The following is a 15,053-nucleotide window of genomic DNA, read 5'->3' as shown; positions in this document are numbered from 1 at the left end:
ACAACCGCTTATCCCGTCCTCTTTCAGAATGCCGTGATGGGGCAGCCTGAAACTAGCGGGAATTACGCCGGTTCAAAGGTACCTTTTACGCAGGCTTTCCCCTCATTGACCATGCGTTTGCCGCGCGCATACACCTGCTCAATGCGTAAATCTTCGCTAAAGACAAGCAGATCCGCATCGTTACCGGGACGGATTTCGCCTTTGCCGTCCAGACTGAGGAAGGCGGCTACGCTGGTCGTCAGCGGACGCAGAGCATCGGTCAGGCTGAATCCGTAGTGGTTAACCAGCGTCTGCAACGTCTCCAGCAAACTTTCGAAGCCCGCGACGCCGATGCCCGTCAGATTTCCGGCAGCGTCAAATAGCGGCTGGCTGCCGTTGCCGTCTGAACTGAGCGTCACCCGGGAAAGCGGGACGCCGGCTTTTACCGCTCTGGCAATGCCCTCCGCCGGCGCGACGGGATCCGGGATACTGGTGGTAATGTCGATCACGCCGCCTTTAAGCGCAAACGCCAGCGCCTGCTCGAAAAGCGATTCGCTACGGTTGACGTGGGTAGGCAGTAGTTTACCGATCGGCACGTCGCTGTTTTCCAGGATGTCATACAGCGGCTGTAACCCTTTTTTGCTGCTGCCCATATGGAAAACGCTGACACCGGGTTTACCGCCCAGCAGGCCGCCAACGCGTGATTCGGCGGCCATGCTGGCGAGTTGATTCCCGCCGGGCGCGGCGGAACGGTGGTCGGAGACTGCGCATTTCACGCCAATGACGCGATCGATCAGCGCGACGTCTTTTTCTACCGAGCCAGTAATGGTCGGCGACGGAACGTGATAAGCGCCCGTGAGCATCCAGGCGGTGATCCCCTCCTCATTTAGCGCTCGCGTTTTGGCTAACAGCGACGCGGGATGACGGCTGACGGAGTCGGTGCCAAGCAGGCCGACGACCGTTGTTATCCCGGCTTCCGTCAGGCGGCTCAGGGAGACTTCCGGCGTCCGCGTCGTCGGCCCCGCTTCGCCGCCGCCGCCGATCAGATGAACGTGTTGGTCGATAAAGCCCGGGCACAGCATACGACCGCTAAGATTAATCACCGTACAGTCCGGTACGATATCGCCGGGGATGTCAGCGCCGACGGCAATAATTTTGCCATTCGCGAGTAGAACATCGCAGATGCCCCGGTCTTCTGGCGCAAACAGGTGCGCACCCTGTAATAAGGTAAACTCCGCGGCGGATAAATCAGGCATGATAACTCCTTATTAAACAATAAGCTGCATGACCCAGATCGACAGCAGCGCATTGATGGCGCAGACTGCGATAATATGCGGGTAATATTTGGCGTTGACTTCGGCAGTACCGAGACAGCGGCCGACATTCTGTACCGGGTTTCCCATCAGGTAAATGGCTGGCAGTAGTACGGTAACATCGTGGCCGCTTAGCGCGCCGGCGGTAGCCAGACTGGCCGCCACGCCAACGGCGCCGCCCATACTCATCAGCGAAGCCAGAAGCACCGTAGCCGCTTCGCCGGGAAGCCCCCACAACGCCATCACGGGCTGGCAGATATGGCCTACCCAGTCGAGCAGACCGGTAATTTTCAGCGCCTGAATAATGACAAATGCCATGACCACATTGGGTAACAGGTTGGTCGTGGCGATGGTAAAACCGCGGCGTGCGCCATCGATAAACATATCCATGACATTCTTACGTACCTGAGTCGTCATGATTGGGCTCCTTGCGCAGGGTGACGGCGTTCTTCGATGTTAATCCAGACGCGCAAAAGGTTTGCGCCGATAAATTTGAATAGCAGAATGACCACCAGCGGAATGATGACTGACGTCCCCAGAAAGGCGAATACCGCAACGCCGGAGGAGAAATAGTTGGTGATAATAGCGCTGCCGCTGGTCTGCCAGGCGGCAAAAATCACTTTATCGCGTTCAGTGATTTCGCCTTCCTGCGCCAGTTCTTTGGTCATACCCGCCGCGGCGTCGGTATTTTGCAGGTTGGCGATCAGCGCCAGTGAGCAAATGCCGGGAATGCCAAGCAACGGTTTCAGGATGGGCGTCATCAGTTGCTGCGCCGCCCGCAGACCGCCCAGTCCATCCGTAATCGCGATGATACCCAGAGAAAGGATAACCGACGGTGCCAGCTCCAGCGCAAAAAGGAAGCCATCTTTCGCGCCCGTTCCGCCCGCGCCACGAAAGGTCTGCGTACCGGTCACATGACCGAATGACCCGTTGAGTACGGTAAAATCAAAAACGCGCCACCAGCCTTCGCTTCCGGAAAATACGCCGGAAAAGAAAATAATGGTGAGAAAAAACGCCAGGTATCCCTTTATCCCGACCTTTTCTGTATCAAGCGGCATGGCCGCCCCGTCCACTTGTTGCGCCATAGCGATCCCCGAATTTTTTTGATGATGTGTTGGTTGTAGCCACAGGCCAAAAAGCCCGAAACAGAAAGACCTTATCAGCCATAAGGGTAAGGACAAAATGCAAGTATGTATCGTGCTATGCGTTTCTTGCATAGTAGCGCGAAAAATCACCATCCTCGCTACTGCCGGAGGCGCGGGGAACCGTGGACGGTATAACGCGAGGTAAAAAAGCAAAGAAACAGGTGTTGGCGCAGGCCGGAGCCGGGAGCAGGAAAAAGGAGAAATAAATTTGACGTTAGTCAATTTCACGCCACTTAATTATCGTTGTTAAAAAATAGGATTTTTTAACCTAAATTTTACTTTTTTATTGTAATTTTTCACGCCTTAAGAGGAATTGTCACGGTCAGGTCAGTAGCCGTTGATGGGTCAGCTTGCGCCCTAAGAATCCTACGGGCAGGTAATAAAAAACGAATAATCGAATTAATTTCATGATGTGATTTATTTATAATTGTGATGATTTGAGAGGGAGCGATAATCATCATAATGGAATATATAGCCAAAATAATTCGAGTTGCTTAAAGGCGGCAAGGGAGTGAGTCCACAGGAGCATAGATAACGATGTAACTGGGGTGAGCAACGGCCCGTCAGGGCGAGGCCCATGGATGGGCCGGGTAATCCGTAGCCAACACAGAAGCCACTTGAAGTAGGAAGGGTATATAAAATAATAGGCAGATTGATAACACTAAAAACCATAGAATAAGTATAGTTTTTAGTGGCATCTTTACCTTGAAATAACGTGTTGAGGATGTGCTATTAAAAACAGCTCCGCATTGCGCCGCGAATAGCATTAAAGATACAACCCGGTGCGGATAGCGCGGGTTTACTCTACCGCTTATTCACGTATCACAAACCGTTTTTGTTTTATCTGCTGCGCGGCGCTGATCAGCGCGGCAAAAAAGAGCGCCGCGGCGCCGCAAAGCGTGGCGTTGATAATTGCCGACGCGCCATTGCCTGACAGACTGGCGGCGAGCGGACCGAGAATTTGCCCAATACCATACGTTAGCGTCACCAGGCCTAACAAATTAATATTACCCGGCGCGCTGAGTTGTCGGGCAAGCGGCATCACCAGCGAGGTTGTGCCCATAAACGTGGCGCCAAAACCAATACTGCTCAGTATTAACAGCAACAACGAGTCGCTGGCGAGAGACAGCAGCACGCAGGCGCTCTGGATCAACAGATTCGCGGTCAGGCATGGCAGGACACCCCAATGTTTTGCCGCCCACAGCCAGCCGAAGCAGCCGGGAATGATCGCCAGGCCGACTAACGACCAAAGGTGCGCCGTGAGTAGTGGAGAGCCCGCGCTTTTCGCCATCAGCGGCAAATAGGTAGCGACAATGATGTAGCCGAATCCGGCGAAACCGTACAACAGCGCCAGTTGCCACCAGGGCATAGGCTGATTTTCGATTCTTGCTAAGGGCGCAGGCGGCAGCGCATGAGCGCGGGGGGGAATCAACATTGCCACAATTAATAGTAATATACCGGCGAGCGCCCCGGCCCCCAGCCATAGCGAATGGGCCGAAAGCGCATAATGTAAACCGCCAATGACATATTCGTTGCCCAGTGCAATCCCGGCCCCGACGCCGGAAAAGAGCGCGGCGATAACAAACGGATGGCGGGTATGATGCAACACAATCATTGATCCAAAAATCATCATTCCCGCGCTCGCGACACCTGCCAGGAAGCGCACCAACATGACGACCGCGGGCTGAGTAAATATCGCCATAGACAGAATAAGAATACCGGTGGCGACCGCCGAAGCCAGCAGCATGGGGCGTAGACGAGAGGGGAGATGAAAAAGGCCAAAGGAAAACAGTAAGCTTCCCGCCAGGTACCCTGCATAATTGGCGCTGGCAATCCAGGAGAGTTGGTTAAACGTTAGCTGCTTTTCCGCCAGCATTACCGGCAGCATGGGCGTATACAGAAAGCGGCCAACTCCCATCCCCAGCGTCAATACCATCATACCGAAAAGCGCCGTAAAAATGGGATGGCGAGGTGAAGCGCTCTGAGCATGAACCATGGTTTTTCTCTTTGCTAAAGTAAGGCAGGAATGCCGAATTGTTGTTGTAAATGATAATAAAAAGTAAAATTAATGTTTCAAATTTGCAAGAAAAGAAAGTGAAGCGCAGGCGAATAACGGATTGAGAAGAGGGGCATCGGTGGGAAATGGCATTAAATTAATGCCTCCCACGTGCGGGGTTTGGCAGTTAATCTGAACGAGAACGGCGTTAAATACTGAGCAGTGCCGGTATTTGCGACAGTAAATATAACACCAGACCGATAGCGCCGCCGACCAGCGTACCGTTCACGCGGATAAACTGCAAATCTTTACCGATATTAAGCTCAATCTGCTGCGACATATCGCGCGCATCCCAGCCTTTTACGGTATCGCTGATGTGGCGCGTCAGGAAGGCGGCGAATTCCGGTGCGACGCGGTGCGCGGCCTGTTCCAGATGACCGTTAAGCGAGGCGCGTAATGCGTCGTCGGCGATCAGCGTCTCGCCAAACCATTGTCCGGCATGAGCGATGCGCTGCTTTACCTTCGAGTCTTCGGCGTTGATATCTGTTTTTAACCACTGGCGTAGATCCGCCCAGATCTCGCCGAGATAACGGTTAAACGCCTCATCTTCCTTCAGGTAACTTTTAATGTTTTCTGCCCGGGCAGCCATTTCCGGATCATGTTTAAGTTTATCGATCAGCTTATACGTCGCGCGATCGAAGGCATGACGAATCTGATGCGCGCGGTCGTGACTGATATCATCCAGCAGAGAATTTACCGCGTCGGAGACCAGTTCAGCGCTGTGTTCTCCCAGCCATTCGGTCGGCAGAATCTTCGCTTTTAACGGATGCTCGGTCTCCAGCCAGCGTATGATCTGTCTGGCGATAAATGTTCGGGAACTGTCACGCTGTAACAGGGCGATAAGCTGGGCGATCAGCGTATCGAGTAACACCTGGTGACGATCGTTTTTGGTCATGCTTTCCAGCATCAGGGCGCTGGTGCCGGAAAGATCCACTTTATCAATCGCTTTATGTACCGCTCGCTTGAGCAGCCGCTGAATACGGGCGTCATCGGTCAGTTCCAGAAAGCCGCTCATAATTTGCAGCAGATGCTGCCCGACCCGGCTGGCGTTGTCCGGCTGGCTGAACCAGTTTCCGATAAGCAGCGCAGGTTCATGGCGGCGGATTAGCGCGATCAGCGACTGCGTATCAAGGAACTTCTCCTGCACAAATTGCCCAAGATTTTCGCCGATTCGATCTTTATTACGGGGAATAATCGCCGTATGTCGTGAAATAAACGGAATGGGAATACGGCGAAACAGCGCCACCACGGCAAACCAGTCCGCCAGCGCGCCAACCATCGCCGCTTCGGCAATAGCTTTTACGCCCAGCACCCAAAAACTGGGCGGCAGGAAAAGCGTGGTTACAAACGTCGCGGCGGCTATCAGCAACAGTGAGAGCGCCAGGCGTTTGGCGCGTTTGAGTTCGGCGATTTTATTCATAGGGTTAAGGATAGAGCCAGACGGCAGGAACGTGCAAAAAACATCAGGTTATCCTGTGCCGGATAAGCCTCTATCCGGCAGAGTAGTTACTTCTCAGCGGCCAGTTCTGCCGCCTCATGCTGGCGCACGCGCTGTAATAATGTCGCCAGGGTGAAGACCACAATCACCCCGGCCACCGCTGCCAGCAGGTGAAACGGCAGTCTCCCGCCGTGAAACCACAGCCAGCGGCCAACTTCGACCGACACCGCCATCACCGTCAGAATCACCATGTTCAGCGAGGCCGAAACCGTCCCTTTTGGCAAGTTGTTGGAGAAAAGCGTGAAGCGAAACAGCGTCGGGAAAATCATGCCAATGCCGAACGCGTACAGGCTGGTGCCCAGCACAGACCAAAGCCAGACGTGCGGCAGAAGAAGATTACCGAGAAGCAATGTCGCCAGCCCGCTTAACTGGATTGGTACGGCGCGCCAGATAAAACGCGGTCGGGTTGGATCTTTCACCAGGCGCACAACGATCATATTGGCCACGATCACCGCGCCGAATACGGGCACCTGCGCCCAGGCGAATTGCGAAGTACTCATCCCGCCGGCATCGATCAGGATCACCGGCGACACCGCCACCCAGCTCATCATCGGGATATAGCTCAACGACAGCGTCGCCGCCCCGGTGAGAAAAATCGGGTTGCGAAACACATTACGAAAATCGCGCAGTACGCTCACCGCACTGAACGGCACCGCGCCGCGTTGCACCGTTTCTGGCATCGCCAGCAGCAGGCCGCACAACGCCAACAGTCCCATCACCGCAATAATACCGAACAGCACCTTCCAGTGAACGAAGTGCATCAGCGCGGCGCCGGAGAGCGGGCCGATAACCGGAGCGACCAGCACAATGGAGGTAATAATCGCCATCAGCTTAATGGCTTTGGTTTGACCGAAGGCCTCCTGTACCGTGACGTAGCCGACCGTTGCGATAAAGCAAATGCTGGTGCCCTGCACAAAACGGGCAACCAGAAACTGCGTCATTGAGGTCGTCAACAGCGTTGCCGCGCAGGCGAGAGTAAAAATTAATGCCCCTGCGATCAGCACTGGCCGGCGGCCAATCCTGTCGGATAGCGGCCCCAGAAGCCATTGCAACGCCATTCCTCCCGCCAGATAGAGACTGACCGAGGCCGGCGCAAGACTGACGTCAGCATTAAAATCGCGCACGACGTTAATGATGCCAGGCTGAATCAGATCCGTCGTCAGATAGGCGGCAAAATCGTACAAAATCAGCGCCATCGGGAAAAATAACGTTGTGGCGCGTTGGGAGAAAAACTGAATAATCCGTTGCATAAAAAATGCGCTCCATGTCGGAGAACCCCATGATGGGACAGCGAAACTCAATACCGTCATCGTGACGTCAGGCAGGCGATGGAAACAGCGGCTGCGGATGTACTGAATTTCATGTAATCAAAAACGCTGCCGATGAAAACACAGACAGGAAGAGACGCGTTCTGAATCTCGTCAGAACGTGTGGCGATTACAGATAACAATCAGCACATCACACCTCGGGAAATTTACGTTGCACGGAAAATATACACATTAAGTGTAATTAAATTTTGATGTTAATCAAAAGAGTTTGTCTGGTTAATAAAGATAAAGGCAGGGCGCGCAGACTGGCATTTTGCGTGTTCAGTTCCGAAAATGCATGTGCATTACAGATAACAGGATTTATCTTCCGTCGCGCCTCGCAATGCTGAAAAGGTACGGATGAGAAAGGAATTTTCAGGAGGTAGAGTCGCAGCATCCTGGTTTGGGGTGACGGAGCGCCATGAAAAAATCGACGACCTCAACACCGCATGATGCGGTGTTTAAAACCTTTTTGCGCCACCCGGAAACCGCCCGCGATTTTATGGAGATTCATCTGCCGGTGTCGTTACGCCAGCTTTGCGACCTGCGGACGCTAAAGCTGGAGCCCGGCAGTTTTATTGAAAAAAATCTGCGAGCCTATTATTCCGATGTGCTTTGGTCGCTGAAAACGCGCGAGGGCGACGGTTATATCTATGTCGTGATTGAACATCAGAGTACGCCGGATGCGCATATGGCGTTTCGGCTGATGCGGTATGCGATGGCGGCAATGCAACAGCATCTGGATGCGGGGCATAAGCATCTTCCGCTGGTGGTGCCGATGCTGTTTTATCACGGTGTTGATAGCCCGTATCCTTTTTCGCTGTGCTGGCTGGATGAGTTTGCGAACCCGGAAGTGGCAAGAAGACTCTATGCCGCTGCCTTTCCGCTGGTCGATATTACGGTGGTATCGGATGATGACATTATGCAGCACCGCCGCATTGCGCTGCTGGAGCTCATCCAAAAACATATCCGCCAGCGGGACCTGCTGGGACTGGTTGAACGGATTGCTTCGCTGTTAGTTACTGGTTGCGCTAATGACAGGCAGCTTAAAGCGCTGTTTAATTATCTTATGATTCAGCACGGACATACGCCTCGTTTCACCACGTTTATTCGTGATGTGGTAGGGCATGTCCCGCACACTAAGGAGAGACTGATGACGCTGATAGAGAGGATCCGCGCAGCGGATCGCAGAAAAGGGGAACGGCAAGGAAGACAGGTCGGTCTGGAGGAAGGATTAGAAAAAGGGCTGGAAAAAGGTCAGCGCGTTGCCGCATTGCGTATCGCCAGACAGATGCTGGCGGACGGACTTGACCGCGAGACTGTCCAGCGGTTCACCGGCCTTACGGCTGAAGAGCTTCAGGATGTTAGCCACTAACGCGGTTCCAGTCTGAATGTTGCAGGCCCGGTGCCCGCCGGGCAACGCTCTCTATAATTATCGCTGATAACCGCACGAATATACCGAACTTTACCGATAGCGCCAGCCATCTCTACTACCCTTATTGTTCTGAGCGGCATTTACGGCTGCCTTAATGACGATAACAAGGAGACATGTGATATGGCTTACCAGACAGTGAATCCTGCCAATAATCAGCTCATTAAAGAGTATCCCCCGCACACGGACGCGGATATTGAAGCCGCGCTGCAAAAAGCTGACGCGCTCTATCACTCCGACTGGTCCAAAGGAGAGATTGACCAACGTCTGCCGGTACTGCATAAGCTGGCTGACTTGATCGACAGCCGTGTTGAAGAACTGGCAAAAATCGCCAGCCAGGAGATGGGCAAGCTCATCGAGCAGAGCCGTGGCGAAGTCAAACTGTGTGCGCAGATCGCTCGCTATTATGCGGATAACGCGAAGCAGTTTCTTGCCCCGGTGCCTTATAAAACCGAGTTTGGCGACGCGTGGGTAGAACATCATCCGATTGGCGTCATCATGGCCGTTGAGCCGTGGAACTTCCCGTACTATCAGTTGATGCGTGTGCTGGCGCCGAACCTGGCCGCTGGTAACCCGGTGCTGGCGAAACATGCCAGCATCGTACCGCACTGCGCCGAGACATTTGCCCATCTGGTGCGTGAAGCTGGCGCGCCGGATGGCGCATGGACCAACCTGTTTATTTCCTCCGATCAGGTGGCGAACATCATCGCCGACCCGCGCGTGCAGGGCGCGGCGCTGACCGGATCTGAAAAAGCGGGGAGCGCCGTGGCGGCACAGGCGGCGAAGCACATTAAAAAATCGACGCTGGAACTGGGCGGGAACGATGTGTTCGTCGTGCTGGACGATGCCGATCTTGAGAAAGCGGTGAAAATTGGCGTGCAGGCACGACTCACTAATGCAGGGCAGGTATGTACGGCGGCGAAGCGCTTTATCCTGCATGAGAAAATCGCCGATCAATTCCTCAGCCAGTTCACCGAGGCATTCAGGAAGGTGAAGGTGGGGGATCAGATGGACGCTTCTACCGAACTGGGGCCGCTGTCATCGAAAGATGCTCTGGATACACTGACCAGACAGGTCGAGGAAGCGGTGAAAAATGGCGCGACGCTGCACGTTGGCGGCAAGCCGCTGGAAAGCAAAGGCAACTTCTTTGAGCCGACCATTCTGACCCACATTACGCGTGACAACCCGGCGTACTTTGAAGAGTTCTTCGGCCCGGTGGCGCAGATGTATGTGGTGAAAGACGATGACGAGGCGGTAAAACTCGCCAACGATTCCCACTACGGTCTGGGCGGCGCGGTGTTTAGTCAGAATGTCGAACGCGCTAAACGCATGGCCTCCCGGATTGAAACCGGGATGGTTTATATCAACTGGCTGACCGACACCGCAGCGGAGCTGCCGTTCGGCGGCGTTAAGCGTTCGGGCTTCGGACGCGAGCTATCGGATCTGGGGATTAAGGAGTTTGTGAACCAGAAGCTGGTAGTGGTGCGCCGCTAATCCCTGTTGCCCCTCTGAAAACGGGAGGGGCCTGGCTTTTTGCAGCGAAGGACGCAGATCTTAAATCAGAACGAAATAAGCGAACAAAACACCCTCAATCGCCCTCCTTATTTATCCACGTTGCACTAACCGTGCTTTTTATCCCGATATTGTTTGTACAGACATTCATGATGCCCGCATTTTCTGTTCTATGCGGAGGTCGGTATGGAATTTTACGAGAACCGCCCCAGACAACCATTTATTGGCTTTGTGCAGCTCAGACGGGCGCTAAAAAGGTGGTGGCTGCGTAAGCGGGCCTGTCAGGCGCTGCGGCGAATGAGTGACGAACAGTTAAGGGATATTGGGTTGGAAAAGAAGGATGTGGAATAGTGGATCTATTCAAGGGCAATAGTAGTTAAAGGATTTTATGATATATTACTATGCCCTTATGTTATGCGTGCTCACTATTTTATATCATTAATATTAATATCATTAATCTTTTTCTCAATATATTTTTCTGGTTTTACCTTAGTTTTTTGCTCAATTGCATGATATTTTTCCTTATCAATGGTTATAGTCATTTTTTCTTTTTTGTTAAATATGCATGGAATGATAATGGCGGCTGCAATTATCAGTAACATTATTATGGCTGCATGAATTTTGCTTTTGGGAAATCCTTTTAATTGAGTACACAGGATTGTTATACATTTATGTATAAGATAAGGGAAGGATAGAAATAAAACAAATGGGTAAGCAAAATTTATGGCATGTTTTCCATAGTAATTATTATTTATTATCAGCGAACCAATACAGAATGCCATCATACAAAATAGAGATATTCCGAAAGATAAGAAGGATATAATGAAAGAACCTTGCATAATTCTTTTATGCAACTCTTGCAAAATACTATTTGTGAGCTTTTCCAGTTTAGTGTTATGACAAATAACTACCAACATCGCAAAAAAAATCTCAGATAAAGCAAGCGAAAATAACGTATTGAAGGCCATGTAGCTCATCAGCGTTTCGAAAAATATACTTTGCTGAAGATAGTATGGTAATAGAGCGTTGACCTCCATAAAAAAAGTACATAGAAATCCAAGGGCGACATAAGCAATTAAACCTTCATTTCTCCAAAGCGTAATGTTTTCTTTTACTTTTAGCCGCATGATTTTCCTTCACTCATTGATATGAATTATCATTAAAGCTGGCAAGGGTTCTTTGCCAGCTTATTTTATGCGTTTACTTAGAACCTGCCATCACGTCGATAAACGCCTGCACCTGCTTTTGCTTACGCGTCGATAGCTTGCTCACCTGGCGCAGCGACTGCATCAACTCGCTTTCTTCTGGTTGCGGCTGCTGTGCCGTTAGCACAATACAGCCGTTCATCACCCTCACATCCACCTCGGTACCGGTGGCGAAACCGGCGGCTTCCAGCCACTGGCCCTTCATGGTGAGGGCGGGAATGCGGGTATAATCCGGATAACGACTCGCATAACTCACGGTAAGGTGACGGTTATTTGTTGGGGAGACTTCTGGATCGCACGGATCTGCAATAGAATGGACGGTAGTCATGATGGCTATTCCCTAAAATAGTGATTGTGATGAGCGATATGGCCGTGTTCCCGCACGGCCATATCGCGCTAAATACCTGTACATAACATCAGTAAATAAAAGAAAAGTCCAGCTGAAAATTGACAGTAATGGGAAAGTTCAGGAAGGAACTGGATATATTCTTGATGATTATGATGGCGGGAGAATAATAAAAAGCGCACCGGGAAGGTGCGCTTGAAAATAAAGGTCAGGCTTTTTTACGCGAGGTTTTTTTACCGCCGCTGGCGGCGCGTTCGGCCTTAATTTTTTCCAGCAGGGCGGCGGCGCTGTTTTCACCGCTGATAAGTTCAGGGTTTTCCGCACGCCACTGGGCGGTCAGCTCGCCGCGGAAGGCCTTCGCCAGGATCGACTGGGTGAGGCTGTTGACGCGGGTCAGGGCGTTGTTGACCTGCTTTTCAATGGTGTCGGCCCAGGCGAAGAGTTGTTCGACGCGGCGGACGATTTCGTGTTGTTCTTCAATCGGAGGAATAACTATTTCTATAGAATATATTTTTGTTCCACTTATAACAGGTTGAGCTGAGGAGGATGTATCCACCCTTAAATTTGTAGCCTTAAGTAGCCAATACGCGAACTGTTTTGCAATCAATTCCCTGTTAAAATCAACAAGTAATGCGTTATCAGTTATCCACGATTTTTCAGGAGTCAAATGAACTGAACCACAATAATATCCCACTCTACCAATAACAATGATTGGTTCTTCAGTGTTATATTTATCATGGTAACCTGTAATACCATTGCCTCCGTAAACAGGGATATCTCCTGAGGCATTCATTTCTTTCGCTGTAAGGCCATCACCTGATTTAACATTAAAAATATGCCCGATATTACAACGTAACCACGTCTTCTCCTCACAAGGCTCAGAGATATTTTTGGCTTTTAATTTTTGTCCTTTCGTTAATTCATAATATTTTTGCAATGAAAGATTAAATGAATTACGAGCTCTCCATATTTCAGTCAGTTCTCCTCTCATTGCCGCAGCCAGCACAGCCTGACGAAAACGTTTCAGGATTTGTGGGATTTGCTCAAGACGTGCTTTGGTGCTGTCTACCTGCGCCAGCAGCGTATCGAGTTTTTCGGCGATGATTTTTTGTTCAGCGAGCGGGGCCATCACGAAGGGAAGTGTTTTAGCTGCACTACCCGAGATTTCTTTAAATGTTGTACCCGTTCCCATTTCTTCCGCAAGATGCCTGATATTACGGAGATAGTAATAAGCATAATCGGGATAAATATCATTTGTAAAAACGAAACTTTTGAATCCCTGATTAGTTGAAATCTCATTTGATGCAACCGCAACGTAGCCTATGGGGGCCCTGCTGCTAAACAGTATCGCTCCTGCTGGCATCAATTTTGCTGAACAGGATGAATATCCCTCTGTAGATAAATCTCGGGCTCCATGAGAAATGAACTTCTTTTTATATCCGCTCAGGTCTGCTGGCGTTAGCCAGGCAATACCTTCACCAGAGGGGGCGAAATTTTCTGCAATCCCTGATTTTGGAGTACCACCTGAGATAACGTCGGCAATATCACCTATTACTGTTTTACCCCACCCCTCCGGCAATTTCCCCCCACTCATGCCTTCACCTCGCCAAACGCTTCATTCAGCAACTGACGCTGAGCATCGGCTTCATCGCCCGCACCCAGCTCGCGCATCAATGCATCCAACTCGCCCAGCGCCTGCACCAGCTCACCCATCGCCTCTGCCGCCAGCACGTCCGGCTCCGGCAGGTTGTCGGCGTCGATGCTGTCTTTATCCTTCAGCCAGGAGATATCCAGCGAATCGGATTTTGCGCTGCGGATCCACTCGCGGCTGAACTTGCGCCAGCGGCTGGTGGCCTGGTGCTGGTCGGTGTTCTTGTTCTCTTCGCTGTCGGCGACTTCGCTCTCTTCGGCATTAAAGCTCCACTCGCCTTCGGCGCGCGGGCTTAAGCCGTGCGGATCTTCACCATAGACGGTTTCAAACGGTTGCAGGTGCTGTTCGGTAAACGGCGTGCGCTTGCCAAAGCTCGGCATATTGGTACGCAGGTCATACACCCACACATCGTTGGTGCAGTTTTTATCCTGATGCGGATTGGCGACCGTGCCTTTGGTAAAGAACAGCACGTTGGTTTTGACGCCCTGAGCGTAAAAGATGCCGGTCGGCAGGCGCAGGATGGTGTGCAGATGGCATTTGTCCATCAGGTCGCGACGAATATCGGTACCCTTGCCGCCTTCAAACAGCACGTTATCCGGCACCACCACCGCCGCGCGGCCGCCGGGGCGCAGGGTTTCAATAATATGCTGCATAAAGCACAGCTGTTTGTTGCTGGTCGGGTGCACGAAGGTGCGGGTAATGTTGGTGCCCGCGGCGCTGCCAAACGGCGGGTTGGTGGCGACGATATCGGCCTGCGGTAAATTCTCGCCGTCGCTGCCCAAGGTGTTGCCCAGACGGATGGCGCCGCCGTGGTCGAGGTTGCCTTCAATATCGTGCAGCAGACAGTTCATCAGCGCCAGACGACGGGTGCCGGGCACCAGCTCGAGGCCGATAAACGCGCGGTGGATCTGGAAATCCTGGGTGTCGCCATCAAGGTCATCCAGATCGTTGGTCTGCGACTTCACGTAACGGTCGGCTTCAATCAAAAAACCTGCGGTCCCGGCAGCCGGGTCCTGCACCACCTCACGCGGCTGCGGCTTCAGCAGATGAATAATGGTTTTGATCAGCGGACGCGGGGTGAAGTACTGGCCCGCGCCGGATTTGGTTTCGTTAGCGTTCTTCTGCAGCAGCCCTTCGTACATATCGCCGAAGTCGTCGCGGGACTTGCCGCGTGTACCGCTGTACCAGTCCAGCGAATCCATGTTGCTGACTAATTCTGTTATCTGTTTGGGTTCAGTGATGGTTGTACTCACATTATGAAATACCGCCTGCACCAGTTTTTTCTTATCTTCCCCCAGATGCACCAGCATTTTACGGTAAAACTGCAACTGCTCCTGGCCAATGCGCGATTTCAGGTCATCCCAGCGGTAGCCTTCCGGCAGGTAGTCCGCTTCCTGGCCGGTTTCTTTGCACATTTTCAAAAACAGCAGCGAGGCGAGTTCATTGACGTAGTTTTGATAGGAGACGCCGCCGTCGCGCAGGTTGTCGCACAGTTTCCACAGTTTGGCGACCAGATCGTTATTGTTCATTGAAGATCCCATGTAAAACAGCGGCCCTTATCGGGGCCGCAGAAGAAGAAATTGTTGGGTAATATACACAAAATCATTCA

General features: G+C 52.0%; 14 protein-coding genes. 3 read left to right on the top strand and 11 right to left on the bottom strand.

The window, feature by feature from the left end:
- Positions 1-62: 62 nt before the first annotated feature.
- The 6 genes from iadA to mdtM all read right to left on the bottom strand — a co-directional run bounded on the left by iadA (position 63) and on the right by mdtM (position 7,241).
- Positions 63-1,235, bottom strand: a complete 1,173-nt coding sequence (gene iadA / locus NBA72_RS12570) for a beta-aspartyl-peptidase (protein WP_023194440.1) — start codon at positions 1,233-1,235, stop codon at positions 63-65.
- A 12-nt stretch (positions 1,236-1,247) separates the two neighbouring features.
- Complete coding sequence (locus NBA72_RS12565) at positions 1,248-1,709, bottom strand: YjiG family protein (RefSeq protein ID WP_000211979.1); 462 nt, start codon at positions 1,707-1,709, stop codon at positions 1,248-1,250.
- Positions 1,706-2,377, bottom strand: a complete 672-nt coding sequence (locus NBA72_RS12560) for a nucleoside recognition domain-containing protein (protein ID WP_000068752.1) — start codon at positions 2,375-2,377, stop codon at positions 1,706-1,708. The genes NBA72_RS12565 and NBA72_RS12560 overlap by 4 nt, the downstream gene beginning before the upstream one ends.
- Before the next feature lie 871 nt (positions 2,378-3,248).
- On the bottom strand, positions 3,249-4,433 hold the full coding sequence (locus NBA72_RS12555; RefSeq protein WP_000233266.1) for an MFS transporter: 1,185 nt from the start codon (positions 4,431-4,433) through the stop codon (positions 3,249-3,251).
- 208 nt (positions 4,434-4,641) lie between these two features.
- On the bottom strand, positions 4,642-5,913 hold the full coding sequence (locus NBA72_RS12550) for a DUF445 domain-containing protein (protein WP_001033033.1): 1,272 nt from the start codon (positions 5,911-5,913) through the stop codon (positions 4,642-4,644).
- An 86-nt stretch (positions 5,914-5,999) separates the two neighbouring features.
- Complete coding sequence (gene mdtM / locus NBA72_RS12545; protein WP_001188918.1) at positions 6,000-7,241, bottom strand: multidrug efflux MFS transporter MdtM; 1,242 nt, start codon at positions 7,239-7,241, stop codon at positions 6,000-6,002.
- A 478-nt stretch (positions 7,242-7,719) separates the two neighbouring features.
- On the opposite strand from mdtM, the gene NBA72_RS12540 reads away from it, so the two are divergent.
- Both NBA72_RS12540 and NBA72_RS12535 read left to right on the top strand, forming a co-directional pair.
- Positions 7,720-8,673: an Rpn family recombination-promoting nuclease/putative transposase gene (locus NBA72_RS12540; RefSeq protein WP_000749996.1), complete on the top strand. Its 954-nt coding sequence runs from the start codon at positions 7,720-7,722 to the stop codon at positions 8,671-8,673.
- 180 nt (positions 8,674-8,853) lie between these two features.
- A complete protein-coding gene (locus tag NBA72_RS12535) occupies positions 8,854-10,224 on the top strand; it encodes an NAD-dependent succinate-semialdehyde dehydrogenase (protein ID WP_042947779.1) in 1,371 nt (456 codons plus the stop codon).
- A gap of 94 nt (positions 10,225-10,318) precedes the next feature.
- Here NBA72_RS12535 and NBA72_RS12530 read toward each other — a convergent pair whose 3' ends face one another.
- Positions 10,319-10,462, bottom strand: a complete 144-nt coding sequence (locus tag NBA72_RS12530) for a hypothetical protein (RefSeq protein ID WP_001541460.1) — start codon at positions 10,460-10,462, stop codon at positions 10,319-10,321.
- On the opposite strand from NBA72_RS12530, the gene yjiS reads away from it, so the two are divergent.
- Positions 10,429-10,593, top strand: coding sequence for a DUF1127 domain-containing protein YjiS (gene yjiS, locus NBA72_RS12525; protein ID WP_000397916.1), 165 nt, complete (start codon positions 10,429-10,431; stop codon positions 10,591-10,593). The two genes, NBA72_RS12530 and yjiS, sit on opposite strands and share 34 nt — an antisense overlap.
- A gap of 74 nt (positions 10,594-10,667) precedes the next feature.
- Here the strand turns inward: yjiS and NBA72_RS12520 are convergent, their stop codons facing one another.
- From NBA72_RS12520 to hsdM, 4 genes are all read right to left on the bottom strand, one after another.
- Positions 10,668-11,369: a hypothetical protein gene (locus NBA72_RS12520; protein ID WP_042947777.1), complete on the bottom strand. Its 702-nt coding sequence runs from the start codon at positions 11,367-11,369 to the stop codon at positions 10,668-10,670.
- 73 nt (positions 11,370-11,442) lie between these two features.
- A complete protein-coding gene (gene symE / locus NBA72_RS12515; protein ID WP_042947776.1) occupies positions 11,443-11,775 on the bottom strand; it encodes an endoribonuclease SymE in 333 nt (110 codons plus the stop codon).
- 226 nt (positions 11,776-12,001) lie between these two features.
- Positions 12,002-13,387: a restriction endonuclease subunit S gene (locus NBA72_RS12510; RefSeq protein ID WP_042947775.1), complete on the bottom strand. Its 1,386-nt coding sequence runs from the start codon at positions 13,385-13,387 to the stop codon at positions 12,002-12,004.
- Positions 13,384-14,973, bottom strand: a complete 1,590-nt coding sequence (hsdM, locus tag NBA72_RS12505; RefSeq protein WP_042947774.1) for a type I restriction-modification system methyltransferase — start codon at positions 14,971-14,973, stop codon at positions 13,384-13,386. Before hsdM ends, NBA72_RS12510 begins: the two co-directional genes overlap by 4 nt.
- Between the last annotated feature and the right edge of the window lie 80 nt (positions 14,974-15,053).

This window comes from Salmonella sp. NW1250, from assembly GCF_051812965.1.
In the GTDB taxonomy this organism is placed as follows: Bacteria; Pseudomonadota; Gammaproteobacteria; order Enterobacterales; family Enterobacteriaceae; genus Salmonella; species Salmonella enterica.
This window is presented reverse-complemented; position numbering and strand designations above follow the sequence as displayed.